Annotated in this window: 30 protein-coding genes; 1 reads left to right on the forward strand and 29 read right to left on the reverse strand. The window is 70.9% G+C overall.

Going from position 1 to position 24858, the window contains the following annotated elements; genetic code table 11:
* Positions 1 to 47: 47 nt before the first annotated feature.
* The 3 genes from QBE02_RS06040 to QBE02_RS06050 are packed head-to-tail and all read right to left on the reverse strand — an operon-like array spanning position 48 to position 1794.
* The gene (locus QBE02_RS06040) at positions 48 to 725 is read right to left on the reverse strand and encodes a uracil-DNA glycosylase (protein ID WP_279367861.1); all 678 of its coding nucleotides are present in this window, start codon (positions 723 to 725) and stop codon (positions 48 to 50) included.
* 5 nt (positions 726 to 730) lie between these two features.
* Entirely contained in the window at positions 731 to 1216 is a 486-nt protein-coding gene (locus tag QBE02_RS06045) for a phosphoribosyltransferase (protein ID WP_056227030.1), read from the reverse strand.
* A gap of 44 nt (positions 1217 to 1260) precedes the next feature.
* Positions 1261 to 1794 carry a hypothetical protein gene (locus QBE02_RS06050; protein ID WP_279367525.1) on the reverse strand — a complete coding sequence of 178 codons (534 nt, stop codon included), beginning with the start codon at positions 1792 to 1794 and terminating at the stop codon, positions 1261 to 1263.
* 271 nt (positions 1795 to 2065) lie between these two features.
* Between QBE02_RS06050 and QBE02_RS06055 the strand changes: the two genes are divergently transcribed.
* Positions 2066 to 3151, forward strand: a complete 1086-nt coding sequence (locus tag QBE02_RS06055; protein ID WP_279367526.1) for an AAA family ATPase — start codon at positions 2066 to 2068, stop codon at positions 3149 to 3151.
* 19 nt (positions 3152 to 3170) lie between these two features.
* Here the strand turns inward: QBE02_RS06055 and QBE02_RS06060 are convergent, their stop codons facing one another.
* The 26 genes from QBE02_RS06060 to fliF all read right to left on the reverse strand — a co-directional run bounded on the left by QBE02_RS06060 (position 3171) and on the right by fliF (position 24857).
* Entirely contained in the window at positions 3171 to 3473 is a 303-nt protein-coding gene (locus tag QBE02_RS06060; protein WP_218128153.1) for an HU family DNA-binding protein, read from the reverse strand.
* Between the two features lie 318 nt (positions 3474 to 3791).
* Positions 3792 to 4181 carry a flagellar assembly protein FliW gene (gene fliW / locus QBE02_RS06065; RefSeq protein WP_279367527.1) on the reverse strand — a complete coding sequence of 130 codons (390 nt, stop codon included), beginning with the start codon at positions 4179 to 4181 and terminating at the stop codon, positions 3792 to 3794.
* The gene (gene flgL / locus QBE02_RS06070) at positions 4178 to 5065 is read right to left on the reverse strand and encodes a flagellar hook-associated protein FlgL (RefSeq protein ID WP_279367528.1); all 888 of its coding nucleotides are present in this window, start codon (positions 5063 to 5065) and stop codon (positions 4178 to 4180) included. Before flgL ends, fliW begins: the two co-directional genes overlap by 4 nt.
* 13 nt (positions 5066 to 5078) lie before the next feature.
* On the reverse strand, positions 5079 to 6485 hold the full coding sequence (gene flgK / locus QBE02_RS06075; RefSeq protein WP_279367529.1) for a flagellar hook-associated protein FlgK: 1407 nt from the start codon (positions 6483 to 6485) through the stop codon (positions 5079 to 5081).
* A 3-nt stretch (positions 6486 to 6488) separates the two neighbouring features.
* The gene (gene flgN / locus QBE02_RS06080; protein WP_074694398.1) at positions 6489 to 6971 is read right to left on the reverse strand and encodes a flagellar export chaperone FlgN; all 483 of its coding nucleotides are present in this window, start codon (positions 6969 to 6971) and stop codon (positions 6489 to 6491) included.
* Positions 6972 to 7071: 100 nt separating this feature from the next.
* Positions 7072 to 7317 carry a carbon storage regulator CsrA gene (gene csrA, locus QBE02_RS06085; RefSeq protein WP_056227013.1) on the reverse strand — a complete coding sequence of 82 codons (246 nt, stop codon included), beginning with the start codon at positions 7315 to 7317 and terminating at the stop codon, positions 7072 to 7074.
* 91 nt (positions 7318 to 7408) lie between these two features.
* Positions 7409 to 9472: a flagellar biosynthesis protein FlhA gene (locus QBE02_RS06090; protein ID WP_279367530.1), complete on the reverse strand. Its 2064-nt coding sequence runs from the start codon at positions 9470 to 9472 to the stop codon at positions 7409 to 7411.
* A gap of 37 nt (positions 9473 to 9509) precedes the next feature.
* Positions 9510 to 10613: an EscU/YscU/HrcU family type III secretion system export apparatus switch protein gene (locus tag QBE02_RS06095; protein ID WP_279367531.1), complete on the reverse strand. Its 1104-nt coding sequence runs from the start codon at positions 10611 to 10613 to the stop codon at positions 9510 to 9512.
* Entirely contained in the window at positions 10610 to 11371 is a 762-nt protein-coding gene (locus QBE02_RS06100; protein ID WP_056227006.1) for a flagellar biosynthetic protein FliR, read from the reverse strand. Before QBE02_RS06100 ends, QBE02_RS06095 begins: the two co-directional genes overlap by 4 nt.
* Positions 11368 to 11646 carry a flagellar biosynthesis protein FliQ gene (gene fliQ / locus QBE02_RS06105; RefSeq protein WP_056227004.1) on the reverse strand — a complete coding sequence of 93 codons (279 nt, stop codon included), beginning with the start codon at positions 11644 to 11646 and terminating at the stop codon, positions 11368 to 11370. Before fliQ ends, QBE02_RS06100 begins: the two co-directional genes overlap by 4 nt.
* The gene (gene fliP, locus QBE02_RS06110; RefSeq protein ID WP_268104890.1) at positions 11643 to 12404 is read right to left on the reverse strand and encodes a flagellar type III secretion system pore protein FliP; all 762 of its coding nucleotides are present in this window, start codon (positions 12402 to 12404) and stop codon (positions 11643 to 11645) included. The genes fliQ and fliP overlap by 4 nt, the downstream gene beginning before the upstream one ends.
* 185 nt (positions 12405 to 12589) lie before the next feature.
* On the reverse strand, positions 12590 to 13045 hold the full coding sequence (locus QBE02_RS06115) for a flagellar biosynthetic protein FliO (RefSeq protein WP_279367532.1): 456 nt from the start codon (positions 13043 to 13045) through the stop codon (positions 12590 to 12592).
* Positions 13046 to 13047: 2 nt separating this feature from the next.
* Positions 13048 to 13707: a FliM/FliN family flagellar motor switch protein gene (locus QBE02_RS06120; RefSeq protein ID WP_279367533.1), complete on the reverse strand. Its 660-nt coding sequence runs from the start codon at positions 13705 to 13707 to the stop codon at positions 13048 to 13050.
* Entirely contained in the window at positions 13704 to 14597 is an 894-nt protein-coding gene (locus QBE02_RS06125; RefSeq protein WP_144782206.1) for a flagellar motor switch protein FliM, read from the reverse strand. Before QBE02_RS06125 ends, QBE02_RS06120 begins: the two co-directional genes overlap by 4 nt.
* Positions 14598 to 14630: 33 nt before the next feature.
* Complete coding sequence (locus tag QBE02_RS06130; RefSeq protein WP_268103534.1) at positions 14631 to 15443, reverse strand: OmpA/MotB family protein; 813 nt, start codon at positions 15441 to 15443, stop codon at positions 14631 to 14633.
* Positions 15440 to 16243, reverse strand: coding sequence for a motility protein A (locus QBE02_RS06135; RefSeq protein ID WP_279367534.1), 804 nt, complete (start codon positions 16241 to 16243; stop codon positions 15440 to 15442). Before QBE02_RS06135 ends, QBE02_RS06130 begins: the two co-directional genes overlap by 4 nt.
* A gap of 1 nt (position 16244) precedes the next feature.
* Positions 16245 to 16460 (reverse strand): flagellar FlbD family protein, encoded by a 216-nt coding sequence (locus QBE02_RS06140; protein WP_056226993.1) that lies wholly within the window; start codon positions 16458 to 16460, stop codon positions 16245 to 16247.
* A 100-nt stretch (positions 16461 to 16560) separates the two neighbouring features.
* Positions 16561 to 17724: a flagellar hook protein FlgE gene (locus QBE02_RS06145; RefSeq protein ID WP_056226991.1), complete on the reverse strand. Its 1164-nt coding sequence runs from the start codon at positions 17722 to 17724 to the stop codon at positions 16561 to 16563.
* A 23-nt stretch (positions 17725 to 17747) separates the two neighbouring features.
* Positions 17748 to 18194, reverse strand: coding sequence for a flagellar hook capping FlgD N-terminal domain-containing protein (locus tag QBE02_RS06150; RefSeq protein ID WP_279367535.1), 447 nt, complete (start codon positions 18192 to 18194; stop codon positions 17748 to 17750).
* A gap of 12 nt (positions 18195 to 18206) precedes the next feature.
* Positions 18207 to 18944, reverse strand: coding sequence for a hypothetical protein (locus QBE02_RS06155; RefSeq protein WP_279367536.1), 738 nt, complete (start codon positions 18942 to 18944; stop codon positions 18207 to 18209).
* Complete coding sequence (locus QBE02_RS06160; protein WP_279367537.1) at positions 18941 to 19651, reverse strand: hypothetical protein; 711 nt, start codon at positions 19649 to 19651, stop codon at positions 18941 to 18943. The genes QBE02_RS06155 and QBE02_RS06160 overlap by 4 nt, the downstream gene beginning before the upstream one ends.
* Complete coding sequence (locus QBE02_RS06165; RefSeq protein ID WP_279367538.1) at positions 19648 to 20073, reverse strand: flagellar FliJ family protein; 426 nt, start codon at positions 20071 to 20073, stop codon at positions 19648 to 19650. Before QBE02_RS06165 ends, QBE02_RS06160 begins: the two co-directional genes overlap by 4 nt.
* A complete protein-coding gene (locus QBE02_RS06170) occupies positions 20073 to 21392 on the reverse strand; it encodes a FliI/YscN family ATPase (protein ID WP_279367539.1) in 1320 nt (439 codons plus the stop codon). The genes QBE02_RS06165 and QBE02_RS06170 overlap by 1 nt, the downstream gene beginning before the upstream one ends.
* Entirely contained in the window at positions 21389 to 22021 is a 633-nt protein-coding gene (locus QBE02_RS06175) for a FliH/SctL family protein (RefSeq protein ID WP_279367540.1), read from the reverse strand. The genes QBE02_RS06170 and QBE02_RS06175 overlap by 4 nt, the downstream gene beginning before the upstream one ends.
* Positions 22022 to 22155: 134 nt before the next feature.
* Positions 22156 to 23235: a flagellar motor switch protein FliG gene (fliG, locus tag QBE02_RS06180; protein WP_268103528.1), complete on the reverse strand. Its 1080-nt coding sequence runs from the start codon at positions 23233 to 23235 to the stop codon at positions 22156 to 22158.
* Positions 23232 to 24857 (reverse strand): flagellar basal-body MS-ring/collar protein FliF, encoded by a 1626-nt coding sequence (gene fliF / locus QBE02_RS06185; RefSeq protein WP_347710275.1) that lies wholly within the window; start codon positions 24855 to 24857, stop codon positions 23232 to 23234. The genes fliG and fliF overlap by 4 nt, the downstream gene beginning before the upstream one ends.
* Position 24858: the final 1 nt, after the last annotated feature.

The following is a 24858-nucleotide window of genomic DNA, read 5'->3' on the forward strand; positions in this document are numbered from 1 at the left end:
GTATGACGCGCGCGATCGACGGGCGGCGGCACCCGCCCGCAGGCGATTCAGGCGGGGATCCGCCAGTCGACGGGGTCGGCGCCCTGCTCCTCGAGCAGCGCGTTCACGCGCGAGAACGGCTTCGAGCCGAAGAACCCCCGGCTCGCCGACAGGGGCGAGGGGTGCGGCGAGGCGACGACCGCGGTGTCGCCGAGGATCGGAGCGAGGCCCTGCGCGTCCTTGCCCCACAGCACCGCCACCAGCGGGGACTCCCGCGCGACGAGACAGCGGATGGCGTGTTCGGTCACCCGTTCCCACCCCCATCCGCGGTGGGATGCCGGGACCCCGGGCGCCACCGTCAGCACCCTGTTGAGCAGCATGACGCCCTGCGCGCCCCACGCCGAGAGGTCGCCGTGCGGCGCTGGAGCGATACCCACGTCGTCGGAGAGTTCGCGGTAGATGTTCGTCAGGCTGCGTGGGAGCGGCCGCACGTGCGGGTCGACGGCGAACGACAGACCGATGGGGTGGCCCGGGGTCGGGTAGGGATCCTGACCGACGATGAGCACCCGGACCTCGTCGAGCGGCGTACGGAACGCGCGGAGGACGAGATCGCCGGCCGGAAGATAGGGCTTCCCCTCGGCCCGAAGGCGCTCCCCCACCGCGGCGATGTCGTCGGCCACCGGGGTGAGCGCCTCGACCCACGAGCGGTCGATGAGCCCCGCGTCTGCGAGCTCGGGGAGGGTCATCGCGCTCACGCGGCGTCTTCCTCCTGAACAGAGCCGAGGTGCGACCAGGGGAACTCGATCCACAGCGACGTGTCGCGCCAGGAGTAGTCGGGCGCGATGATCGTCGTCGGCTTGGTGTAGATCACCGCGGAGCGGACGTCCGCGTCGTGTCGCTTCAGCAGCTTCACCGCGAGGTCGAGTGTGCGGCCGCTGTCGGCCACGTCGTCGACGAGCAGCACACGCCGTCCCGACAAGTAGGTCAGATCGAGCGCCGGCGGCAGTACCTCGGGGGCATCGAGCACGGTGCCCACCCCGGTGTAGAACTCCACGTTCAGTGCGCCGCAGTTCTTCGCGCCGAGCCCGTACGCGATCGCTCCCCCCGGGAGCAGACCGCCGCGCGCGATCGCCACGACGACCTCGGGTTCGAACCCGTCGGCCACGATCGCCCGCGAGATGTCGCGCGTGGCGGCCCCGAAGTCATCCCAGCTCAGGCGTTCGCGTTCGTCCGTCACGGCGGACTCCTCTCGTCGACTGCCTTTCACCCTAGGGGCGGCGGCTACGACCGCGAGCCCACCGGGAGGATCATCGAGGTCGTTCCCGGAATGTCCACGAAGCCGATCGCCGCCCAGTGCGCGCGGCCGAGCCACGGGTCGGTCGATTCGTCGGCACCGCACCGTCGCGTCCCCAACAGCGCGATGGTGTCTCCGTCGAAGACCCGCGCGATGCTGCGCACCAGTTCATGGCTGAGGGCGGTCGCGTTCACATCGTCGTGGACGTCGACGGAGGCGATGACGCAGAGGTTGTCGGTGAAGAGAGACGACTCGTCGAGCATGGAGATCAGTTCGCGATCGGCGAAGGCCGATCCGATCGATGTCAGGTCGGCTTCGGCATCCCCCAGCTGCTCGACCCACCGCGGGTTCGCGTAGTGCACGCGGTACACGATCGCTTCGGCCAGGCGGGGCTTGTCGACGGACGCGTCGGCGAGGGCGGAATGGATGGTCGCACACCAGACCTCGGGCTCGACGTCGGTGTCGGTGGTGCGAAGCGTGAGCTGGAACGCGGTCGCACCCGATTTGGAAGGTTCTGACATGTGGCCCCCACGGCCTGTCGGAGTGTCGGGAGGCACTCGGCTTTTTCCTGACCATAGCGAAATGCCGTTGTCCACTTCTCATCTTTCGGACGGGGAATGCGTCGTGGTATGCGGTAGGTCAAGCCCGAGTGCCCCGGAAAGACGGGGGCTGCGCCGCGGCTTGCGCCAAAATTCGGACAATCCTCACACAAAGATGAGAAGACGCTAATGTAAATCTCAGAAAGCGACCGCCCCCACGGAACGCCCCTTTTCCCCCCTGGAGCCCGACGCAGTGAGCAGCACCTACATCGAAACCGGCGGACAGGTTCGGGTCTACGACTCCGCCGTCCAGGCTCACGACTCTCTCCCCCTGGGCACCTATCGGGTGCGGTACAGCATCAAGGAGGGGTTCAGCCTCCTGCGCATCGAAGACCTCGGCGTCGGGTCCGAGAAGGTGTACGGCCGCCGCGAGGCGAAGGTCGACAAGATCTTCCGCACCTACTCGCGCTTCGAGCGCAACCTCGGCGTCATGCTCTCGGGCAACAAGGGTCAGGGAAAGTCGATGTTCCTGCGCATGCTGGCCGCGCGCGCTATCGAGAGCGGCATCCCGGTCGTCCTCGTCAGCGAGGACGCGGAGGGGATCGTCGACTTCCTCGACACCCTCGACGAGTGCCTCGTCATCTTCGACGAGTTCGAGAAGACCTTCTCGTCGGGCCGCGGACCGCTCGACGGCCCGAATCGACAGAACCAGTTCCTGACGCTGTTCGACGGGACGTCGTCGGTCAAGCGGATCTACTGCCTCACCGTCAACGACGTGCAGGACGTCAGCCACTACATCGTCAACCGCCCCGGTCGATTCCATTACCACATGCGATTCGACTACCCGAGCCCCGACGACGTCCGCGAATACCTCCTCGATCAGGCTCCGCTCGCCGCCGCCGCCGAGATCGAGAATGCCGCATTGTTCTCACGTCGCGTCAATCTGACCTACGACCACCTGCGCGCCATCGCCTTCGAGATGAATCATCCGGACGCCACGTTCACCGACATCGTCGAAGACCTCAACATCAAGGCGATCGAGCCGAGCACATATCGCGTCGAGGCGACGTATCTCGATGGTTCGGTCCTCACGGACGAATCGGTGCTCAACCTCCACGAGCGCAGCGACGTGAGCCGGACGATCGAGCTGCGCAGCACCCACCGGGTGTTGTTCTTCTCGTTCGCGCCTCGCGACGTCGTCTTCGAGGACGACGGCAACATCTCCGTACCCGTCCACAAGATCGAGGCTGTGGACGAGGACGACGAGACCCCGGACGAGCTGCCGACGAGCATCAGCCTCACCCTCATCGGGCAGGCCAGCTACTCGTTCGACCGCTGATCGGTGCGGCCGAGCGTCGTCAGTCGCCGAGGTCGCGAGGGGCGGCGACCCTCTTGTTGACCTCACGGGTCGCCGAGAACTTCAGAACGCTGTAGTCCTCGACGCGCCCGCGACTCTCGGGGTTGTCGCGGATGTTCAGCACGACGTTGTGTCCCTTGTGCGACTGCGCGTAGAACTTGCCGAAGCCGGTCAGCGTGACACGGTTTCCGGCGTTCACGAGATCGAGGATCTCTCCGAAGATCGCCTCGTAGGCCAACTGCGTGACCGTCGGAGACAATCCGGCGCGCTTGGATACGCGCTGGATGAACTCACGCTTGCTCACCTTGGGCTCATCGGTTCTCATGACGGGCATTGCTCACCATCCCCTGCTCTGTGCTCGGTACGAACGTAGGCGTCGCCGTCGCGATGGGCGGAGGGGTTGCCTCGCCGGTCGCGACGCGCACGTCGCCGGAATCGTCCTTCGGGAGACGACCCCGGGGCAGACGGACCGGGGCGATGAAGCCTCGGCCATCGGACGGGCGACGCCACCGCGTTTCGGGTCGCGGGGACGAATCGTCGTTTCTGCTCGTTTTCGCGTCGATACTACTCCGTCCCTCGACGCGGGACCATCGTGTGACGAAGGTGGTGTTCGCGCGCCGGGTCACGCGCCCAGGCGCGCACGGAGGGGGTACGCCGACTCGTCGAAGATGACCTGGGTGCCGGCCCCCGTCCGGGCGTTGACGAGGATGGGGGCGCGCAGGTTGACGAAGACGCCGTCGTCGGCCGGGTTCGCCACGACGAACACCCGCACCTCATCGGGGGATGCCGAGATGGCGGAGAGGGATGCCGAGGCGATCGGCGGATCGTAGGCGAGGCCGCCGCGCGCGGGGTCGAGCACGAAGAGCCGCAGGTCGTCGCTCGTGGAGCGGAGCGCGTACAGGCCGTCGGCGCCGTCGATGGGCTCGAGGCGGAAGGACGTCCGGGGGGCGAGGCCCGGGGGCGACGTCTCGAAGTCGACGTCGATGCCCGCAAGGGGAGGATGGGCCGTCATCTCACGAACTCCAACAGGGTGGTCTGCAGCGTCTTGGCGGTGACCTGCAGGGCGGACTGGTATACGAGCTCGGCCGACTGCAGCTTGATGTAGACCTCGAGGGTGTCGACGTTCTCGACAGCGGCGCGGCGCGTCTCGAGGTCGACACTGACGCTCGCGTTGGTGGCCTGGGCGCGCTCGATCTGCGCCTGCTGTGCGCCGGTGACGCCGCGCGCCGTCACCAGCTGCTTCAGGTGGGCGTCGACGTCGGCCAGGCGTGCCCCGACGTCGACGCCCGCCCGCAGGTCGGCGGCGATGCCCTGCAGCGTCGCGAAGACGCTGGCGTCTCCGGCACCGAACGCGTCCGCACCGTCGACGTCGACGCGCACCTTCTCGTTGTCGGAGACACGACGTTCGACGGACGATCCGGCGACCCCGGTGAAGGCGAAGGTCGCGGGGTCGAAGGCTCTGCCGCTGTCGCCGGTGCCGGCGAACACCGTGCGACCGAGCACCGTGGTGTTGGCGTGCGAGAGGATCTCGCGGCTCACACTGTCGAGTTCCGCGGCGATCGAGTCGCGCGCAGCGGGGCTGAGCGCCCCGGAGTTGGCGCCCTGCGCCGTGAGGTCGCGCGCCCTGTTGAGCAGGTCGATGCTCGCACCGAGAGCCGTGTCGGCCGTGGTCACCCACGTGAGCGCGTCGCTGATGTTGCGGGAGAACTGCGACGCTCGAGCCTGCTCCCCGTGCACACCGAGGATGGCGGCCGCGGCCGTCGGGTCGTCGCTGGGCGCGCGGAGGGCCCGCTGCGAGGTCGCCTGATCCTGCAGGCGCGCGCGGTCGGCCAGCCCCGCCTGCAGCGTGCGCAGCGCCTGCTGGTTGACGGTGCTGCTGGTGATGCGTCCGATCACGGTGTCTCCGGGGTCAGCGGCCGACGAGGCCGACGCGGTTGATGAGGGTGTCGAGGGCTTCGTCGACGGCGGTGAGCACACGCGCCGCAGCCTGGTAGGCCGTCTGATACGTCAGGAGGGTGATCGTCTCTTCGTCTCCGTCGACCGAAGCGTGCGACTGCTGCCCGGCGATGGCGGCGATCGCCCCGCGGTCGGCGGTGTCGGCGCGCTGGACGTCGCCGGCGACGGTCACGCCGAAAGAGGTCACGAAGCTCGTCCACTGCGTGCTGGGGCCCGTGGCGGAGGTGGCCAACCCGGCGATGCGGTCCGCGATCGAGGTGTCGAGCGCTCCGCTGTCGGGCGCCGCCAGGGCGAGCTGGTCGAGGGAGGTCGGGAGGACCGTCAGCCCGAGGGCGGCCGGGCCGGTCGCGGACAGCGCGAAGAAGTCTCCCCCGGCGGTTCCCGTCGCGGTCCGGCCCCCACGGTGCAGGTCGTTGACCGCCCGCGCGAGCGTCTCGGCCGTCGCGTTATAGGCCTCGGCCGCTCTCGCGAGGGTGCCGCCGTCGGATGCGGGCGCGAGCACGCCGATCGCCCCGCCCAGGGAGCCACCCGTGACCGCCACAGGCACATCGGGGCGGTCCGCCCACGCCAGGCTGATGCGCCCGCCGTCCGCGAGCGTGCGGGGTCCCGCGACGGCGATGGTGCGGCTCGTGTCGGCGCTGACCAGGGCGTTGCCGTCCACCCGGAGGGTGAGGGTGCCGTCGTCCTCGAGTCGCCCGGTCGCACCGATCATGGTGGACAGCTGCTGGGCGAGCAGGTTGCGCTGGTCCACGAGTTCGTTGGCGGAGCGTCCGGACTGCAGGGCGGAGCGGACCTGCCCGTTGAGCGTCGCGATCTGACCCGCGGTCACGTTCACGACGTCGACGTCTCGATCCACCTGACCGCGCAGGTCGGACCACTGCCCGACCACGGCGTCGTACCCCGCGGCGATCTGCCCGACGAGCACGCGGGCGTTGGTCAGCACCACCTGCGCCGCCGCGGGCTTGGGGGTGTTCGCGAGGTCGGACCATCCCGACCAGAAGCGGTTCAGGTTCGCCGCCAGACCGTCGATGGTCGGCTCCGCCATCGATGCCTCGACCTTCTGCGCCGCGGAGGCCCGCGCGGACCAGAATCCGGATGCCGACAGCGCATCCCGGACGCGGGCGTCGAGGACCTCGTCGCCGAGGCGCGCGATGCCCTGGACCGACACCCCACCGCCGACGGAGAAGCCCGTCGCCCACAGGCCGGCCGTGCCGGCCGCCGTCAGGGAGGTCTGTTCGAGCCGCTGGCGGGTGTAGCCCGGTGTGGTCTCGTTCGCGATGTTCTGTCCGGTCACGGTCATGCCGGCGCGAGCGGCGGCGAGGCCGGACGCGGCCACCTGGAGTCCTGCGAAGGTCGACATCTCTTACACCCGCACGTCGAGCAGGCGGGACCCGGCATCGGCGACGCGGGAACCGCTCGCGGCGTACTCCCCCGTCGGCTCGCCGAGGCCGGCGATGGTCTCCTGCGTGACTCGGAGGGCCGTTCGCAGGTGCTGGTTGACCGAGCCCTTCTTCTCCGCGATCTCGGCCGCGAGGGCGGACAGGGCCTCGTGATGCGAGCCCAGGACTTCGCGCCACGCGTCGGTGGGAGCGACGTCGATGAGCTCCCGCAGGGCCGTCGCCTCGGGGGCTCCCCATTCGGCGGCGACATCGAAGAAGAGCGCGTCGCGCTCGATGGTCGCCGATGTGAGGGCCTTGGCCACGCGATCGACCTCCACGGTGGCGTGGTGCACCCACCGGGTCCGCCCCGTCGACAGGAGCATCTCGAGCTCCTCGAGCTTGAAGAGCATGAGCTCGAGCACCTCGCGCTGACGCAGCAGATGCATGCTCAGGTCGGTAGCGGACACGTGAGTCACCTCGTTCGGGTCGAGTCGTGTGACGGATGCGCCCACCACGGGACCGACTATCGCGACACGGCGTCGCGCGGGTAACCCCTGCGTCGGCGGATCAGGCGCGGGTCCCCCCGCGCAGGGCGTCGAGCACGGCGCTCTCGGCGGCCGCGGATCGCGACGCCTGGACGGCATCCTGATTCTCGTTCGTGACGGCCACGACGATCTCGCTGCGGTGGATACGGGTGTCGCGGGGAGCGTCGATGCCGATGCGCACCCCGGTCGCGGTCACCCCGAGGACCGTCACCGTCACATCGTCGCCGATCACGATGCTTTCACCCGGGCGTCGTGTGAGTACGAGCATGTGCGTGTGGCCGCCTTCCGTGGCTGGTGCGCCGTCGGCGCCGTCCTGGGCCAGACTACCTTTTCTTCTCGGTTACGAGCGTTCCCCGCGATCAGGACGAGGGAAGCGCGACCTGTTCGGGACGGACCACGCCCACGACGTCGGTGGCGAACCCCCCGGCCGCGGCTTCGTCGTACGACAGGATCGGCATCGCGCCCACCTGCCCCGCCAGCAGGGCGCGCACCCCCTGCCGGAGGGTGGGGGCGCACACGAGCACCGGCTCGCCGCCCACGGGATCGACGTCGGCGACCGCCCGACGGACGCCCTCCATCACCTGCATCGTCTGATCGGCGGTGAGCACGATCTGCGACCGCCCCTCGACGTGCCGGAGTCCTTCGAGCATCTGCTGTTCCCAGAGCGTGTCGAACATCACCACGCGCAGGCGCCCGTCGTGGGCGAACCGCGCGGAGATCGCCGGACCGAGTGCCGCGCGCGCCGCCTCGACCAGGGCGGGGACCTCGGTCGTCGATTTGGCCCGCAGAGCCAGCGCCTCGTAGATGCGACCGAGGTCGTTGATCGAGACGCGCTCGGCGAGGAGGCTCGCGAGCACGCGCTGGATGAGGGCGAGGGGAAGCAGGGCCGGCGTCAGCTCGTCCACGACGCTCGGCTGCGTCTGCTTCAGGTGATCCGTGAGCTGGCGCACGTCCTCGAGCGAGAGCAGACGGTGGGCCTGGGCGTGCACGGTGTCGGACAGGTGCGTGATGATGACGCTGGCCCGGTCGATGACGGTGGCCCCCGCCATGTCGGCGGCGTGCGATATCTCGGTGGGCACCCACCTGCCCTCGAGACCGAAGACGGGGTCGATCACGGCGGAGCCCGGCAGATGCTCGAGCCCTGTTCCGATCGCGAGCACGTGCCCGCGCGGGACGATGCCCCGCCCGACCTCGACGCCCGCGACGAGGATCGCGTAGGTCTCGGCCGGAAGCTCGATGTTGTCGCGCGTGCGCACCGGAGGCATGAGGGTGCCGAGCTCCAGCGCGACCTTGCGCCGGAGCGATTTCACGCGGGTGAGCAGGTCCCCCGCCCCGCCCGCGGCGAGGTCGACGATGTCGGGCGAGAGCGAGATCTCGAGCGCGTGGACCCTCATGGTGTCCATCAGGTCGTCGGACCCCTCGGTGGCGGCGGCCTCGGCGACCACCCGCGCCTCGGCATCGGCGGCGTCGGCGGCCGCGCGGTCGGTGTTCGCCTTCACCCGCGAGGCGGCGAAGAGCAGTCCCGCCCCGATCGCGGCGAAGGCGAGGAACGGCATCCCGGGGATCAGCCCCATGCCGATCGCGGCCATCGCGGTGATGAGCAGGGCGGTGCGCGACTGCATGAGCTGTCGCCCGGCCGCCCGGCCGAGCTCGGCCTCGGCGTTCTCGCGCGTGACGATCATGCCCGTGGACACCGCCATCAGCAGCGCGGGGATCTGCGTCACCAGTCCGTCGCCGATGGTGAGGATGCTGTAGGTCTCGAGAGCCTCGTCGATCGCCATGCCGTGCATGGTCATGCCGATGATGATGCCGCCGACGAAGTTGATGACGAGGATGACGATGCCGGCGATCGCATCGCCCTTGACGAACTTGCTGGCACCGTCCATCGCGCCGTAGAAGTCGGCCTCGGACGCGACCTCCGCGCGGCGGGCCCGGGCCTGCTCGTCGGTGATGAGCCCGGCGTTCAGGTCGGCGTCGATGGCCATCTGCTTGCCCGGCATGGCGTCGAGGGTGAAGCGCGCGCCCACCTCGGCGACGCGCTCGGCGCCCTTGGTGACGACGACGAACTGGATCACGGCGAGGATCAGGAAGATGACGAAGCCGATCACGAGCGACCCGCTGATCGTGATCTGCCCGAACGCCTGGATTACCTGACCGGCGTGCGCCTCGCTGAGCACGAGGCGGGTCGAGGCGACGTTCAACCCGAGGCGGAACAGCGTCGCGACCAGCAGCAGGCTCGGGAAGACCGAGAAGTCCAAGGGCTTCTTCACGAACATCGCCGTGAGCAGGATGAGCAGCGCGAAGGCGATGTTCGTCACGATGAGCACGTCGAGCAGCCCCACGGGGATGGGGACGATGAGCAGCAGGATGATGCCCACCACCCCGACGGGGACGGCGCCCTTCGACAACAACTGACCGATCATGCGGTGCGCTTCTTTCGTGTCATGGTCTTCTCGGCTCTCACAGTCCCCGCCCGGTCAGGGCGGCCGGGGGCATCTCGAACGTCCCCGAGCGCGAGCCCCTCTTGTGCAGGTGCTGCACGAACGCCAGCACCTGCGCGACGGCGGTGTACAGGTCCTCGGGGATCTCGCGCCCGAGCTCGACACCCGCGTGCAGCGCGCGGGCGAGGGGGATGTCGCGCACGATGGGGACCTGTGCCTCCTCGGCGCGCTCGCGGATCTTCTGAGCGATGACGCCGGCCCCCTTGGCCACGACCCGGGGGGCCGAGGTGCCCGGTTCGTAACGCAGGGCGACGGCGATGTGGGTGGGGTTCACGAGGACGACGTCGCTGTCGGCCACCGCGGCGATCATGCGGTTGCGGCTGACCGCGAGCTGGCGGGCGCGGCGCTGCGAGCGGATGAGCGGATCGCCCTCGGTCTTCTTGTGCTCGTCGCGCGCTTCCTGTTTGGTCATGCGGGTGTGCTTGCGGTTGCGCGAGATCACGACGAAGACGTCGATCGCCGCGAGCAGCAGGCCCACTACGACAGCGACCTGCAGCAGCGTCGCGACGGCCTGGCCGGCCACCTCGAGCAGCCACGCGATGCGGTGCCGCCCGCTGCCCATGAGGACCGGCACGAGACCGGCGACCACGCTCCACAGCGCCACGCCGATCGCGGCCGTCTTCAGGAGCGCCTTGACGCCCTCCCACAGCGCCGCGGCCCCCACGGTCCGCTTGAGGCCCGCGACGAGGTCGAACTGCTCCACCCGCACGGGCACGCCGCGCAGGTGGATCCCGCCCTGGGCGATCGCGGTGACCATGACGGCCAGGAGCACGACGATGAGCATCGGCAGGAGCACCTGCCCCACCGAGGCGATGGCCGAGCCGAGTCCCTCGACGGCCGCGCCCACCGTGGGGTCCTTCGCCACGGCCCCGACCCGCAACGTCTGCTCGGTGAGCACGGTCGACGCCGATGACAGCGTCGCCGGCATCATGACGGCGGCGGCGCCGATGCCGACCCACGCGGTGAAATCCTGGCTGCGACCGATCCGCCCCTTCGCGATCGCCTTCCTCAGCCGTTCCGGAGTCGCTTTCTCGGTGCGCTCCCCGGCATCCGTTCCGCTCATCGGGTCACCCCGATCACCAGGCGGGCGGCGTCATCGGCGATCGCGGACACGATCGCCGGCAGCGCGGCGTAGACGAACCCCACCAGAACGAAGGTGAGGGCGATCTTGATGGGGAAACCGAGGGCGAAGGCGTTCAAGGCGGGGGCCACGCGAGAGACGAGACCGAGACCGACATCGGCGAGGAAGAGCACGATCAGCAGGGGCCCGGCGATCTGCACCGCGCTCAGAAGCATCTGCCCGACCGCGGACGTCAGGACCTCGGCGGGACGCGACAGGTCCACCGTCCCCGCGACCGAGACCGCGTCGAACGAGCGGAACAGTCCGCCCAGGACCAGCTGATAGGCGTCGGACGCGAACAACAGCAGGATCGCCGTCATCTGGAACAAGCGGGTGAACTGGGCGCCGTTGACGTTCATCCCCGGATCGAACGCCTGGGCGAGCTGGAACCCGCCGAACGTGTCGACGAGGAACCCGGCACCCTGAACGGCGCTGAACAGCACCAGGACCAGGAACCCCAGGAGCGCCCCGACGAGGATCTGCCCCGCCGCCGCGAGGAGGAAGCCCCCCGCATCCAGCCGCTCGTACCCCGCGACCACTACCGGCGACACCGCCAGGCCGAGCCCGACTCCGAGCATGCCGCGCACCCGCATCGGGATGGAGCCGTGACTGAACGGCGGGGCGATCACGAGGAACGCCGTGATGCGCACGATGGCCAGAGCCGTCGCCTCCAGCCACGTGAAGTCGATGGGGATGTTCATCCGCCGCCGTTCAGCAACGACGGCAGACGCTGGAAGAGTTCGTGCGTGAAGGCGACCGTCTCGGCGATCATCCAGTTGCCGCACACCATCAGCGCGATGCCCACCGCGAGCAGCTTCGGCACGAACGACATCGTCATCTCCTGCACCTGCGTGATCGACTGCAGCAGCGAGATGGCGAAACCGACCACGAGGGCGGTGATGAGCAGGGGCGCGCTGAGCTTTGCGGCGAGCATCAGGGCGCTCGCCCCGATGTCCATGACCGCTTCGGGATTCACGTGCCGCCCCGATAAGACTGCACGAGCGAGGTGATGACGAGACCCCACCCGTCCACCAGGAGGAACAGCAGAATCTTGAAGGGCAGCGAGATCATGACCGGCGGCAGCATCATCATGCCCATCGACATCAACGCGCTCGAGACGACGAGGTCGATGACGAGGAACGGGATGAACACGATGAACCCGATCACGAACGCCGCCCGCAGCTCGCTCAGCATGAAGGCCGGGATCAGGGTGTACAGCGGGATCGCCTCGGGACTGTCGGGGTTCGCCATCTGCGCGGCGCGATGCATCAGGGCGATGTCCTCCTCGCGCGTGAACTGCAGCATCCACGTGCGAAGCGGGGCCTGCGCGGCGTCGAACGCCTGACCGAAGTCGATCTGTCCCGCGGTGAAGGGCGCGACGGCGAGGTGGTTGATCTCGGTCAGCACGGGCCACATGATGAACAGCGTCAAGAAGAGGCTGAGTCCCGCCAGGACCTGGTTCGGGGGGATCGAGGGCAGCGACAGCGCGTTCCGCGTCAGCGCGAGCACCACGAAGATCTTCGTGAAGCTCGTCATCATCAGCAGCAGGGCCGGGGCGACGCTGAGCACGGTGATGCCCAGAAGCGTCGTGATGCTGTCGGACGGCGTTGCATTGATGCCGTTGATGCTGACCCCGCCCGATCCTCCGGACTCCCCCGTGGCGGCGAGAGCCGCACCTCCCGCGACGACGTCGACGACGGCGAGCACCGCGAGAACGCCGAGCAGACCCAGGATGCCGGTCCCCCAGCGGCCGCGACGGGACTGTCGACGCCGCCCGGCGGGGCGGGGCGCGGGGCGCGACGCGGGAACGGGCAAGACGGCACTCCGTGCGTGGGTGACGAGGCCGATCCGTAGCCAGGGGGTCGAGCGATCCGTGCTCGCCACCGACTATCGCGACGGCGCCCCCGCGCGGTAACCGCTCAGGCCGCGTGGGCCCCGGATCTCTCGCCCTCGCTCGGGGTGCCGGCATCCGTCAACGTCAGGACGTTCTCGCCGCGCTCGGCGGAGTCCTCCTCGGCGAGCTCGATCGGCGCCTCCTGGGTGTCGACGACGTCGATGCCCTTCTCGCTCACGCCCAGCACGTACCGGATGCCGCCGAACTCGGCGACGACGAGCTGCGCGCGGCCCCCGAGCCCGGTGCGCGCGACCACTGTGATCTTCTCGCTCCGCACCCGGGACGGCGTGGCCGCCCCGGTGCGGGCCGCGAAGCCCGCGAGGGGGCGCAGGCGCCGCCCCAGACCCTTCGGCACCAGCGACGAGAAAGGGCTGTCACCCGCCGCCTGCCCCTTCTGCACCCGCTTCGCGAGGAAGAGCAGCAGCCCGACCACCGCGGCGAGCGAGACGACCGTCCGCGCGGCGAGCAGCAGATCATCCACGGTCAGTCGTTCCCGGCCTGGTCGATGATGCGCTCTACGCGCACCGCGAAATCTCCGTCCGCGACGACGACCGTGCCGTGCCCGATGAGACGACCGTTCAGCGTGATGTCGGCCGGCGACCCGGCGGCGCGGTCCAGCTCGACGACGTGGCCGGGCTCGAGGCTCAGCACGTCGCGCACGGGGAGCCGGGTGCGGCCGATCTCGACCACCAGTTCCATCTCCACCCCCGCGATCCGGCTGAGCCGAACCGGGCCGGCCGTCGAGGCGGCGGCGCGGGCGTCGTCGATGCGGATCGCCGCGCGGGCGACGGTGGTGCCGTCCTCGCGGACGAGGTCGAACACCTGAGCTCCGGCCTCGGTGAACACGCTCGCGGCATCCACCTCCTCCCCCTCGCCGAGGGTGCCCGCTCCGAGCACGGCCACGGCGGCCTCGAAGGCGGGGTGCAGGCGGTCCGACAGCTCTTCACCGCTCGACCCGTCGTCGAGGCCCGCGGGATCGGCGATCTGCACGGCGATGCTGGCCCCCGGGGCGCCGCTGAAGGCGACGACGACGGCCCGCCCGGTCGCTCCCGGGTCGGTGGACGGCGTCGGCAGCACGGGGAAGCCGAAGGGGAGCTTCGCCGCGATCGCGGCGGCCATGGCGGCGGCGTGGAAGGTGCTCATCGGGTGGTCTCCTCGAGGATGGTGGTGATCGTGCAGGCGAGTCGCGAGCCCTGGGCACCGGGGACGGCGCGCGCGATCGGGGTGTCGCCGACGATGAGGTCGAAGGGTTTGGTCTCGGGATGGGCGAAGCGCAGCAGGTCGCCCGGGGCGAGGTTCAGGACCTCCCCCGCCGCGATGACCCGCGGTGCGATGCGCAGCGACACCTCGAGCGGAGCACCGAGGACCTGGTCGACGGTCGCGCCCGCGCGATGGGCCGAGGCCGCGTCGCGCTCGCTCTCGGCGAGCTGATCGACGACCACGGCGGCCGGCAGCATCACGGTCGCGGTCGAGCGCGCCTCGCCCATCCGCATCGCGAACCGCGCGACGATGACCGCCTCGCCGGGCGAGATGACCTGGAGGTACTGCGGGTTGTCGTGCAGGCCCGCGTAGGTCAGGGGGCTCGGCAGCAGCATCCCCAGGCTCGTGGTCAGCAGTTCGAACGTGCGGTCCATCAGCTGGCGGATCAGCGCGGACTCGATGGGTGTCAGCGTGCGCGGTTCGATCGGGGCGGTGCTCCTGCCCCCGAGCATCTGCACCACCCACGTCAGCGCCACGCCCAGATCGAACTGCACGACACCGGGCTCCTCGCGTCCGGCGGTCGCCCCGGTGACCATCGCGGTCGTCGACGGGAGGGTATCGGCGTACTCCTGGTACGACATCAGCTCGACGCCCTCGAGCGTCAGGTGGGTGCGCATGCGCACCTTGCCGGTGAGCTGCGACGCCCACTGCCGCGCGAACGCCTCGAACGCCGCCTCGAGCCGGCGGCGATGCTCGCGTCCGAGCTGGGCCGGGCGGGTGAAGTCGTAGTCGGGGTAGCGGCGCAGGGGGTCGTCGCGGACGGCGGCCGTCATGGCGGGCTCCTTCGAGGTCGGGGACACGAGGCGTCAGCCCCGCGGAGCGGTCTGGACGAGACCGGGGATGAGGGCACGCACCTTCTCTTCCTCGGTGGACTGCACGACGATGTCGACGCGGCGGTTCGCGGCGAGATCCTCGGCGGTGTCCCCCTCGACGAGCGGACGCTGATCGGAGTAGCCGACGGCCTGCACGCGGGAGCCGGTGATGCCCTCGTGCTCGACGAGGAAGCGGGCGACCTTGGTGGCGCGTCCGCTGCTGAGCTCCCAGTTGCTCTCGTACGGCGCTACGGCTGCTCGGTGGTCGGCGTGCCCTTCGATGCTGAGGGGGTTGCCGGCGGGGGCGAGCACGTCGCCGATGGCGTCGAGGACGGCGTCCGCCTTCGCCGAGAGGTCGGTGCGATTGTCGGTGAAGAAGGTCTCGGCGCCGACGAGGCCGACCTTCAGTCCCCGCTCGTCGATGACGAAGTCGACCGTGTCGGCCAGGCCCTGGGCGGCCAGCACGGAGGTGATCTGCGCCTTCATCTGCTCGAGGGTGTCCACCTCGCGGGCGGCCCGCATCGCGACGTCCTCGACGCCGTCCTCGACGAGGAGTTCCGGCGGGATCACCAGCCCCTCGGTGAAATCGCCGCCGCCCTCGGTCTGGGATTGCCCGAAGGCTTCGGCGAGACCGTTCTTGAGCTGCTCGTACTTGGTGTCGTCGACGATCGACACCGCGTACAGCACGATGAACAGGCACATCAGCACGGTCACCATGTCGGAGTACGACACCGCCCAGCGCTCGTCGGGCTCGTCGTGGTCGTCCTCGTCATGCCTCCGGGTGCGCGCACGGCGGCTGGTGCTCACTCGGCATCCCCCGTCGCGGCGGCCTTCTCGGGCCGGGACTCCTTCTTCTTCTTGGGCTTGTAGGTGGTGAGGGCCAGCAGCCGCTCCTCGACGAGACGCGGGGCCCCACCGGCCTGGATGGCGAGGATGCCCTCGCACACGAGCGTCATGCGCTCCTGCTCGACGGCGGCCATGCGGTTCAGTCGCCCCGCGATGGGGTTCCAGATGAAGTTGGCCGAGAGCAGGCCCCAGAGCGTCGCGACGAACGCCGCCGCGATCATGTGGCCGAGCTCGTCGGGTTTGTTGAGGTTCTCGAGCACGTGCGTGAGCGAGACGACCGTTCCGACGATGCCGATGGTGGGGGCGTATCCGCCCAGGGCCGAGAAGAAGCGGGCGGCCACGCGATTGCGCGCGGCTTCGGCGACGATCTCGTCGTCCATCAGCGTCCGCAGGTCTTCGGCGTCGACGCCGTCGGCGACCGCCTGCAGCGCGCGGCGCGTGTAATCGTCGGGGGCGGAGTCGAGCTCGTCCTCGAGGCGCAGCAACCCCTCGGTCCGCGCCTTCTCGGCGTACGCGACGAGGATCGGGATGACGGCGGCGGGCGCGGATCGGGGACCGCGCACCATCCGGCCGAGCGAGCCGAACGCCGCGATGGCGTCGCGCAGGGTGTGGCTGGCGATACCGACGCCGATGGTCGAGCCGAGCACGAGGATCATCGGCGCCGGCAGCAGGAGCGCGCTCAGGTGGGCGCCCTCCATCGTGATCATGGCGTACAGCGCGCCGAAGGCCACCACGACCCCGACGACGAAAGCGATGTCCACGTCAGAGCTCCGAGCGTGCCGAGAGGGCGGATGCCGCGGCGAGGACGCGCGCGCGGTAGGCGACGATGAGATCGACGAGGTCGTCGAGGCTCTCCTCGACGTTGTACACGCGACCGTCGACCATGTGCAGGGTCGTGTCGGGCGACTCGTGCACCCGCTCGATCAGATCCGGGTTCACCGCGAATCGCGTGTGGTCGAGACGGGTGAGGGTGATCATCGAGGGGTCTCCGGTCGATGGGTGAGGGGACGCCCCCGACTATCGCGACGCGGCCCACCGCGGGTAACTCGGGTGGGCCGCGGCGTCGGGCGCCGTGGGGTCAGCGCTTGAGGTTGGTGAGTTCCTGCAGCACTTCGTCGCTCGTCGTGATGATGCGGGCGCTCGCCTGGAAGCCGCGCTGGGCGACGATGAGGTTGGTGAACTCCTGCGACAGGTCGACGTTGCTCATCTCGAGCGAGCCCGAGACGAGCTTGCCGAAGCCGGCCTGTCCGGCCTCGCCGATCTGGGCGCCGCCGCTGTTGACGGTGGCGCGGAAGGCCGTGCCCCCGACCTTCTCGAGACCCTCCGCATTGGCGAAGGTGACCATCGCGACCTTCGCCAGGGTCTCGGTGCGGCCGTTCGAGAAGGTTCCGACGATCGAGCCGTCCCCGGTGATGGAGTACGACTGCAGGGTGCCGGCGGCGGCACCGTCCTGCGAGGTGATCGCGACCGTGCTCATGTCGGCGAAGCCGGTGACCGTGGAGAGGTCGACCTCGATGTCGCCGGCGTTCAGGGTGAGCCCCGTGGGCTGGCGGCCGTCGACGAACGCGAGAGTGCCGGTGGCGCCGCTCGCGGGCTCGGTGACGTCCCACCCCGTCGCGGTGCGGGTGAAGGTGAGGCTGAGCGAGGTGGTGGCCCCCTGGGCGTCGTGCACCGCGATGTCGCGGACGATCTTGTCGCCCACGGCGGCGGACGAGGGGAGGTTGCCCGTCACCGTCGCCGCTGTCGTCTCGCGGGCCGGCGAGACCGCCCCCTGCGGCAGCGAGATGTTGCCCGCCGCCTGCCCGGTGGCCACGACGCCGTTCTGGGCGGTCCATCCCTGCACGAACGACCCGTCGGCGGTGACCATGTTGCCGGCGCCGTCGAAGCCGAAGCCTCCGGCCCGCGTGTAGAGGGTCTCCCCGCCCGAGCGCACCGCGAAGAAGCCGTCGCCCTGGATCATCAGGTCGCCCCCGCGTCCGGTGGTCTGCGCCGCGCCCTGACTGAAGTTGGTGCGGATGCCGGCGACCTGCACGCCGAGCCCGACCTGGGCGGGGTTGCGACCGCCGGTGTCGGCGCCGGGGATCGCGGCCCCGCCGACCGCCTGCGAGAGCGTGTCCTGGAAGAGCACCGACGCGCCCTTGAAGCCGGCGGTGTTGACGTTGGCGATGTTGTTGCCCGTGGCGTCGAGCATGGTCTGGTGCGCGCGGAGTCCGGAGATGCCGGACGAGAGGGAACGGAGCATGGAGGTCTCTTTCGTGGGGGTGGTCAGGCGGACGTGCGGGTGGGTGCGGTGGCGAGGGAGGTGATCTCATCGAGAGCGACGGTCGCGTCGCCGATGGTGACCTGCGGGATCGCGCCGTCGAAGCTCACCGTGGTCACGATCCCCGTGACGGCAGCACCCTTGGCGTCGAGGTAGCCGGCCTGCTGGCCGATGAGGGTCGAGGCGGCCTGGCGCATGTCGAGGGCGAAGGCCTCGGTGGAGGTGCGGCTCATCGCCGTGAGCTGCTCCATCATGGCCAGTTGAGTGGTCTGCGAGATCATCTGGTTGGTGTCCATCGGGGTGGACGGGTCCTGGTTCGTCAGCTGGGTGACGAGGAGCTTCATGAACACCTCGCTGTCGAGGGCCTTCTTCGGCGCGCTCGCGGCCGCCGCGGCGGTCGCGGTGTTCGCCGGGATCGGGGCGGGTGCGCCGGCGATGGGGGTGACGGGCATGCGGGGGTCCTCTCAGACGACGATGTCGAGCCCGCCGCCGGTCAGGGCGACGGAGGGCGCGGACAGGGGACGGGTGCTCGCGCGGCCGGGTGCGGACGACCCGGCGGCGTCGGGTCGGGGCTCGCGTCCGCGCCCGGGCTGATCGGCGAGGGAGCCGCCGCCACCGGGGGCGCCGCGGTCCCCCGCGCCGGTGTCGGCGATGGGGCCGGATCCGACGCTCAGGTGGGCGTGCGGCATGACGCTCGCGAGGTCGCGGCGCAGGTCGGCGATCATGACGCGGAGCGCGTCTCGGCCGGCCTCGGTCGCTCCGGCGAGGTCGATGCGCACCTCTCCCCCCGCGCCGATGTGGGCGCGGACCGTCACGGGCCCGGTGGAGTCGGGACTGACCGTGAGGGTGATCTGGTGGACGCCCGGGGCGCGCTGAGCGATGTGCACGACGGCGGGCGCGACCTGCGCGGCGATCGAGCGCTGTGCCACCGTTGCGGCGGCGGCTTCGACCGGAGGGGACGGTGCGAGGGGGACGGATGCCGGCACGGGGGCCGCCGAGGCGACCGCGGTCGTGGCGACGGTCGGCGGAGTCGACGGCGCATGTTCCGTCGGCTGCGAAGCGGGGGCGACCGCGGCGAAGAGGGCGGCCCCGGCCGGGGAGGCATCGTCCGGGCCGGAGGCGGCGGGTGTTCCCGAGGCCGCGGCGGGGGCCTCGGGAACGGCCGGGACGGTGGCGGGCGCGGGCGCGGGAGCGGAGATCACGGGGGCCGCGCCCGGGGTCGGTGCGGGAGCGGCCGGGGCCCCACCCGGCGGCGAGGCGAGGGGGCCGCGCCGGCCGCAGCGGGGCGAACCGCTGCGGGAGCGACGGCCGCGGCGACACGATCGGCCGCGCGCTCGTCGGGGGGAGGCAGAAGCGACGCGGCGTCGTCGTGGGCGCCGGGCGCCGGACCGACGCTCGCCAGGACGGCGGTCGCGGTCACGGGGATCGGTGGCGCATCCGCCGCGACGGGGCTCAGCGGCGCACCGGCCGCGGCACCGAGGGCGACCGTCTCCCCCGCCGTGCCGGCCCAGGCCGTCTCCGGCGGGGAAGTGAGCGCCAGAGCGTTCGGCGCATCGGCCGCGGCTCGCGGTTCCCCGCTTCCCGGCGTCGTCGGCGGCACCGGGAAGGGCAGCAGCGTCATCGCCACGGGCGCGGGGGTCCCGGCATCCGGTCCCTCCGACGAGGACTCGTCACCGGGGGCCGGATCGTCACCGCCCGAAACGGACGCCTCAGCGGAGAGCCCCGCCACGGCGATCCGGCCGCTCCCGGAGCTCGGCGCGGCGGCGGGATGGCCGTCACCCGCCGCCAGCGCACGGGCGGCGTCCGAGAGCGCGTCGCCGAAACGCGCGCCGGTCGCCGGGTCCCCCGTCGCACGCGTCGCCCGCGTCGGCGCACTGGTGGTCGCCACGGCGGGCAGGGGAACGCTCACGCCGCACTCCCCTCATCGCGCGCGGCGCGGACCACGGCCATCTCGTCGAGGGCGCTCTGCTCGGCCCGGCGCTCCCGCGCGAGCTCGCTCTCGAGGTGCGCGTCCTCGAGTCGCTCGAGCCCCTTGAGCTCACGACGCGCCTCCACGTGCGCGGCCGAAGCGGCCTCCGCGGCATCCCGGCGCAGGCGGGCCAGCGTCCGCAGGTCGGCGAGCGCCGCCTGCCCCGACGAGCGCGCAGCGGCCAGGGCGAGAAGGGTCGCGGCGTCGTCGATCGCGGTGGTGATCTCGCTCAGGCTCGACACCGCCTGCTCGACCGCCGTCTCCGCAGCGGCGACCTCGGAACGGGCGAGGGATGACGACTCGGCGGCGGCGCGCTCCTGGATCCCGCGCACACGCAGCAGGCCGGAAAGGGGGAACGTCATCACAGTCCTCCGAAAGTGGTCGTCAGGGCGGCCAAGCGCCGCCAGGAGTCGTCGGTCGCGGTCAGATCGTCCATCCGCTGGGTGAGGAACCCGTCGATCGCGCCCCGGTGCGCAAGAGCGGCGTCGACGAGGGGGTTCGCCCCCGCCTTGTACGCCCCGATGTCGATGAGGTCGTCGGCCTGTCGACGGGCGGCGAGCACGCGCCGCAGGACGATCGCGGTCTCGCGCTGCTCGGGCGTCGTCACCTTCGAGACGACGCGCGACACCGAGCCCAGCACGTCGATCGCGGGGAAATGCCCGCGTACGGCGAGAGCCCGGTCGAGCACCACGTGCCCGTCCAGGATGCCGCGCGCGGCGTCGGCGACGGGTTCGTTGTGGTCGTCGCCGTCGACGAGCACCGTGTACAAGCCGGTGATCGATCCGATGCTGCCGGTGCCCGCGCGCTCCAGCAGCCCCGCCAGGACCGAGAAGGTCGAGGGCGGATAGCCGCGGGTCGCGGGCGGCTCCCCCGCCGACAATCCGATCTCGCGCTGCGCCATCGCGACACGGGTGAGCGAGTCCATCATCAGCACCACGTCGAGGCCGTCGTCGCGGAACTGCTCCGCGATGCGGGTAGCGACGAACGCCGAGCGAAGACGCGCCATCGCCGGCTGATCCGACGTGGCCACCACGACCACCGCGCGAGCGAGGCCCTCGGGCCCGAGATCGTCCTCGAGGAACTCGCGGACCTCGCGTCCGCGCTCCCCCACGAGGGCGATCACGGTCGCGTCGGCGGTCGAGCCGCGCGCGATCATCGACATGAGCGACGACTTGCCGACGCCCGAACCCGCGAACAGCCCGAGGCGCTGCCCCACACCGACGGGGGTCATCGTGTCGAGCGCACGGACTCCCAGCCCGAGCTGCCGATCGATGCGCTGCCGCCCGATGACACTGGGAGCCGAGTTGGCCAGCGAGACGAGGGAGGCGTCGACGAGCGGACCGCGGCCGTCGATGGGACGACCGAGGCCGTCCAGGACGCGCCCCAGCAGTGCGCGTCCGGTCGGCACCCTCAGCGCCGCGCCCGAGTGACGCACGGGAGCACCCACGCGGATGCCCGACATCGACCCCATGGGCATGCAGCGCACGGCATCGCCGTCGACGGCCACCACCTCGGCGTCGATCTCCTGAGCGCCCGAGGTCTCGATGCGCACGCGATCGCCGACGGCGGCGGGAACCCCGAGCGCCTCGATGCCGAGGCCCACCACGGCCTTCACGACGCCGGAGCGCTGCGGCCGCGTCGCGGCGAGCGCGCGCTCCCAGCGGCTGCGCGGGGCGCTCACGGCGATGCCTCGGCGTTCTCGTCGATCGAGAGGGCCTCGCGCGCGCGCTCCAGCGCGGCGGCGATGCGTGTGTCGACCCTTCCGTGCGCGATCCGCACGACCGCTCCCCCGGGGTCGACGTCCGCACCCACCTCGACCTCGACGCCCTCCGGGAGGGACGGGTCCGTGACCGTGCGGAGGGTGCGCAGGTCGCGCTCGTTGAGGTGCACGCGCACCCAGGCCGACCGGGGTGTCTGCGCCGCGGCCCGGCGCACGGCGTGCGCGGCCGAGCGGGCGGCATCCGACATCTCCGCACCGAGGATCTCGGCGGCCATCTCGACCGCGAGCTCCTCGATGCGTCGCAGATCGGATGCCACGATCGCGGCGATCCCGTCCTCGAGACGGGCCCGCGCGTCGCCCAGCGCCGACAGCGCCGCCCGGTGGGCATCCTGCGCGGCGGTCTCGCGCGCGGCGAATCGCTCATCCGCCTCGAGACGCTCGCGTTCGAGCTCGGCCCGGGCGTCGCGCCGGCCCTCGGCGAAGCCGTCGGCGTAGCCCCGCGCACGCGCCCTGTCGGCGACGGTCCGGGCGTCGGTTCGCACCTCGCCCACGCGCGGCAGCACCAGCGGCGTGAAGACGGACTCGGACACGGCGGTCACCCTGCGGTTGTGGCGAAGCCGATCCGTGGCCAAGTCGACGAGCGATCCGTGCTCTTCCCGGACTATCGCGACGCGACGGCGTCGCGGTAACCGACCGCCACCGGGGAGGACGATCGGGGTACCGGTCACTCGATGAGCTCGTCGTCGTCCTCGCGCGAGAGGGTGATCTCTTCGGCGGCTTCGAGTTCGCGGATGACGCGGACGACCTCGGCGCGCGCCTCGTCGACCTGCCGCATGCGGACGGGCCCCAGCGCTCGCGTCTCCTCCTCGAGGTTCTCGCGGTTGCGCTCGGTCATGTTGCGGCGGATCACCTCGCCGATCTGCTCGTCGGCGCCCTTCAACGCGAGGGCGAGGACCCGCAGGTCGATCCCGCGCAGCACGCGCTGGGCGTCGCGGTCCTCGAGTCGCGCGATGTCGGCGAAGGTCAGCATCCGACTGCGCACCTCTTCGGCGAGCACGTGATCGCGGTCGTCGAGCCCGGCGAGCAGCGCCTTCTCGAGGGCGGTGTCGGATCGGTTGATGATGTCGACCAGCGGTTGGACGCCGCCGATGGCCTCGTGCGCCTCGCGCATGCCGAACACGCCCGTGCGCGCGCGCAGCGATTCGGCGACGACGGTGATCGCCTCCTGCGAGGCGACGCCGAGCTCCGCGATCGCCTGGGCGACGTCGGTGCGCAGGGGGTCCTGCAGGGCGGCCAGCACGGCCGCCGCCCGGTCGGCCCGCAGGTTCGCCAGCACCACGGCGACGGTGGTCGGCATCTCGCCGTCGAGGATCGTGGCCAGCTGCGTCGGATCGGCGGCGTTGAGGAAGTCGAATGACACCACCCCCTGCGACAGGACGCGACCGACCATTCCCACGGCCTTCTCGCGGCCGAACGCCGTCTCGAGCAGTCCCGTGGCGAACTGCTCGCCCCCGCGGCTCATGAGCGATCTGCCCGAGGCGATGCGGCGGAAGTCGGCGAGAGCGTCCGCGGTCGCGGCCGTGTCGACGCTGCCCAGCTGGGCGAGCTCGCCCGCCAACAGCTCGGCGCGTGCCTCGCCGAGGTGGCGCAGCACCTCGGCGCTGGTCTCGCGATCCATGTTGAGCATGACGATCGCGGCTTTCCGCAGCCCCGAGAGGGGGGTGCGGGCGACGGCGAGCACCTCGGTCACGGCGGTGGGCGCGACCTCGGCGACCGCTTCGGGGCGGGAGTCGAGCAGGCTCATACCATCGCCTCATCCATCATGTTGGCGAGCGCCTTCGCGGCGTTCTGCGGGTCGCTCTTGGCCAACTGCTCGACCTCGCGTCGACGCTGCTCGACCAGGACCTGCGGAGCTTCGGGCTCTTCCTCGATGTCGAGGAGCGTGGGGAGGACCTTGGTCGGCGGGACGGCGGGGAGGGCGATCGGCTCGGCGAGGCCCTTGAGGGTCTTGAGCTTCTGCTCCTCGGTCTCGGTCATCGACGCGAAGTACTCGATGGGCCCGTCCTCGGTGTACAGCGTGCGGCGCTTCATCCGCCGCCGCACCAGCAGGGCGACGACGACGATGACGGCTGCCAGCACGATCGACCCGCCGATGATGGCGGTGCGCACGATCTCCGACTGAACCTGCGCGGCCTTCTCGTCCTCCGCGGCCTGGAGGGCTGCGGCCGCGGCCGCGGCGGCGCTCTGGCTGAAGTCGACGAACTCCACGGTCACCGTGTCGCCGCGCGCGGTGTTGATGCCGGCGGCGTTGGAGACGAGGGCCTGAACCTGTTCGGCGGTCACCCCCTGCACCGAGCCGCGGTCGAGCGCGATGCTGACGGTCTGGCGGGTGACTTCTCCGGCCGGGGTGGTCGTCTTCTCTGTCGTCTTGTTGACGGCGTTGTTCCGCGTGGATTCCTCGGACTCGAACGACCCCGAACCGCCGGCGTCGGGCACGGCGATGTTGTCGGGGCCGAGGATCCCGGTTCCCCCCGTCTGCCCGCCGGTCGAGGTCTGCGTGCGGGTCTGCTCGTTCGTCATCACGCCGCCCTCGGGCGCGGTGTACGTCTCGTCCATGCGCTCGGAGGTCGAGTTGGCGACGTCGGCGCTGACGCTGACGGTGGCGTTGCCGGGTCCCACGATGGTCTCGAGCATCTTGGTCACCGAGCCCGCGACCTTGGCCTCGTGATCGGAGGCCTGCGTGCTGGCGGACCCGGTGAGCCCCTGTCCCACGGCGGCGAGGACGCGTCCCGACTGGTCGGTCACCGCGACGTCCTCGGGCGTCATCCCCGGGATGGAGGCGCTGGTCAGATGCACGATCGCGGCGATCTGGTCGTCGTCGAGACTCGACCCGCCCTGGGTTTTGAGGAAGACGGATGCCGTGGGGTGCTGCTTGTCGGCGACGAACACGCTCTGCTCGGGAATGGCCAATTGCACGGAGGCCGCGGTGACCCCCGACATCGCGCCGATCGTCGCCGCGAGCTCGCCTTCGATCGCGCGCTTGTAGGTCACCGACTGCTGGAATTCGCTCGCCGTCACCCCCATCTTGTCGAGGAGGGTGTAGCCGCCGGTGTTGTCGCTGGGCAGGCCTGCGGCCGCGGCCGCCAGTCGCTGCGGGTAGACCTGGGCGTCGGGGACGAGGACCGTCGCTCCGCCCTCGGTCAGTTCGTAGGCGACCCCCGCCGACTTCAACTGCTCGACGACGGCGGACGCGTCGCTCGGGCTGAGGCCGGTGAACAGCGGACTCATCTGCGGTTTCGCGAGCCAGCTGCCCAGCGCGATGACGCCCATGACGAGCAGGGCGGCGCCGATCACAGCGATCGTGCGCTGGGCGACGGTGAAGCCGGCGACGATTCTCTTGAGACGCTCGAACGAGTTCGTGAGCACG

It is taken from the genome of Microbacterium testaceum, from assembly GCF_029761935.1.
In the GTDB taxonomy this organism is placed as follows: Bacteria; Actinomycetota; Actinomycetes; order Actinomycetales; family Microbacteriaceae; genus Microbacterium; species Microbacterium testaceum_A.

What these genes read in the sequence shown, in the direction of transcription:
- QBE02_RS06040 (WP_279367861.1), bottom strand. Translation starts at nt 725, where the DNA reads ATGACCCTCCCCGAGCTCGCAGACGCGGGGCTCATCGACCGCTCGTGG.
- QBE02_RS06050 (WP_279367525.1), bottom strand. Translation starts at nt 1,794, where the DNA reads ATGTCAGAACCTTCCAAATCGGGTGCGACCGCGTTCCAGCTCACGCTT.
- fliW (WP_279367527.1), bottom strand. Translation starts at nt 4,181, where the DNA reads ATGACGGCCCATCCTCCCCTTGCGGGCATCGACGTCGACTTCGAGACG.
- flgK (WP_279367529.1), bottom strand. Translation starts at nt 6,485, where the DNA reads ATGTCGACCTTCGCAGGACTCCAGGTGGCCGCGTCCGGCCTCGCCGCC.
- csrA (WP_056227013.1), bottom strand. Translation starts at nt 7,317, where the DNA reads ATGCTCGTACTCACACGACGCCCGGGTGAAAGCATCGTGATCGGCGAC.
- QBE02_RS06090 (WP_279367530.1), bottom strand. Translation starts at nt 9,472, where the DNA reads ATGATCGGTCAGTTGTTGTCGAAGGGCGCCGTCCCCGTCGGGGTGGTG.
- QBE02_RS06095 (WP_279367531.1), bottom strand. Translation starts at nt 10,613, where the DNA reads ATGAGCGGAACGGATGCCGGGGAGCGCACCGAGAAAGCGACTCCGGAA.
- QBE02_RS06100 (WP_056227006.1), bottom strand. Translation starts at nt 11,371, where the DNA reads ATGAACATCCCCATCGACTTCACGTGGCTGGAGGCGACGGCTCTGGCC.
- QBE02_RS06120 (WP_279367533.1), bottom strand. Translation starts at nt 13,707, where the DNA reads ATGAGCACCTTCCACGCCGCCGCCATGGCCGCCGCGATCGCGGCGAAG.
- QBE02_RS06125 (WP_144782206.1), bottom strand. Translation starts at nt 14,597, where the DNA reads ATGACGGCCGCCGTCCGCGACGACCCCCTGCGCCGCTACCCCGACTAC.
- QBE02_RS06140 (WP_056226993.1), bottom strand. Translation starts at nt 16,460, where the DNA reads ATGATCACCCTCACCCGTCTCGACCACACGCGATTCGCGGTGAACCCG.
- QBE02_RS06145 (WP_056226991.1), bottom strand. Translation starts at nt 17,724, where the DNA reads ATGCTCCGTTCCCTCTCGTCCGGCATCTCCGGACTCCGCGCGCACCAG.
- QBE02_RS06150 (WP_279367535.1), bottom strand. Translation starts at nt 18,194, where the DNA reads ATGCCCGTCACCCCCATCGCCGGCGCACCCGCCCCGATCCCGGCGAAC.
- QBE02_RS06165 (WP_279367538.1), bottom strand. Translation starts at nt 20,073, where the DNA reads ATGACGTTCCCCCTTTCCGGCCTGCTGCGTGTGCGCGGGATCCAGGAG.
- fliG (WP_268103528.1), bottom strand. Translation starts at nt 23,235, where the DNA reads ATGAGCCTGCTCGACTCCCGCCCCGAAGCGGTCGCCGAGGTCGCGCCC.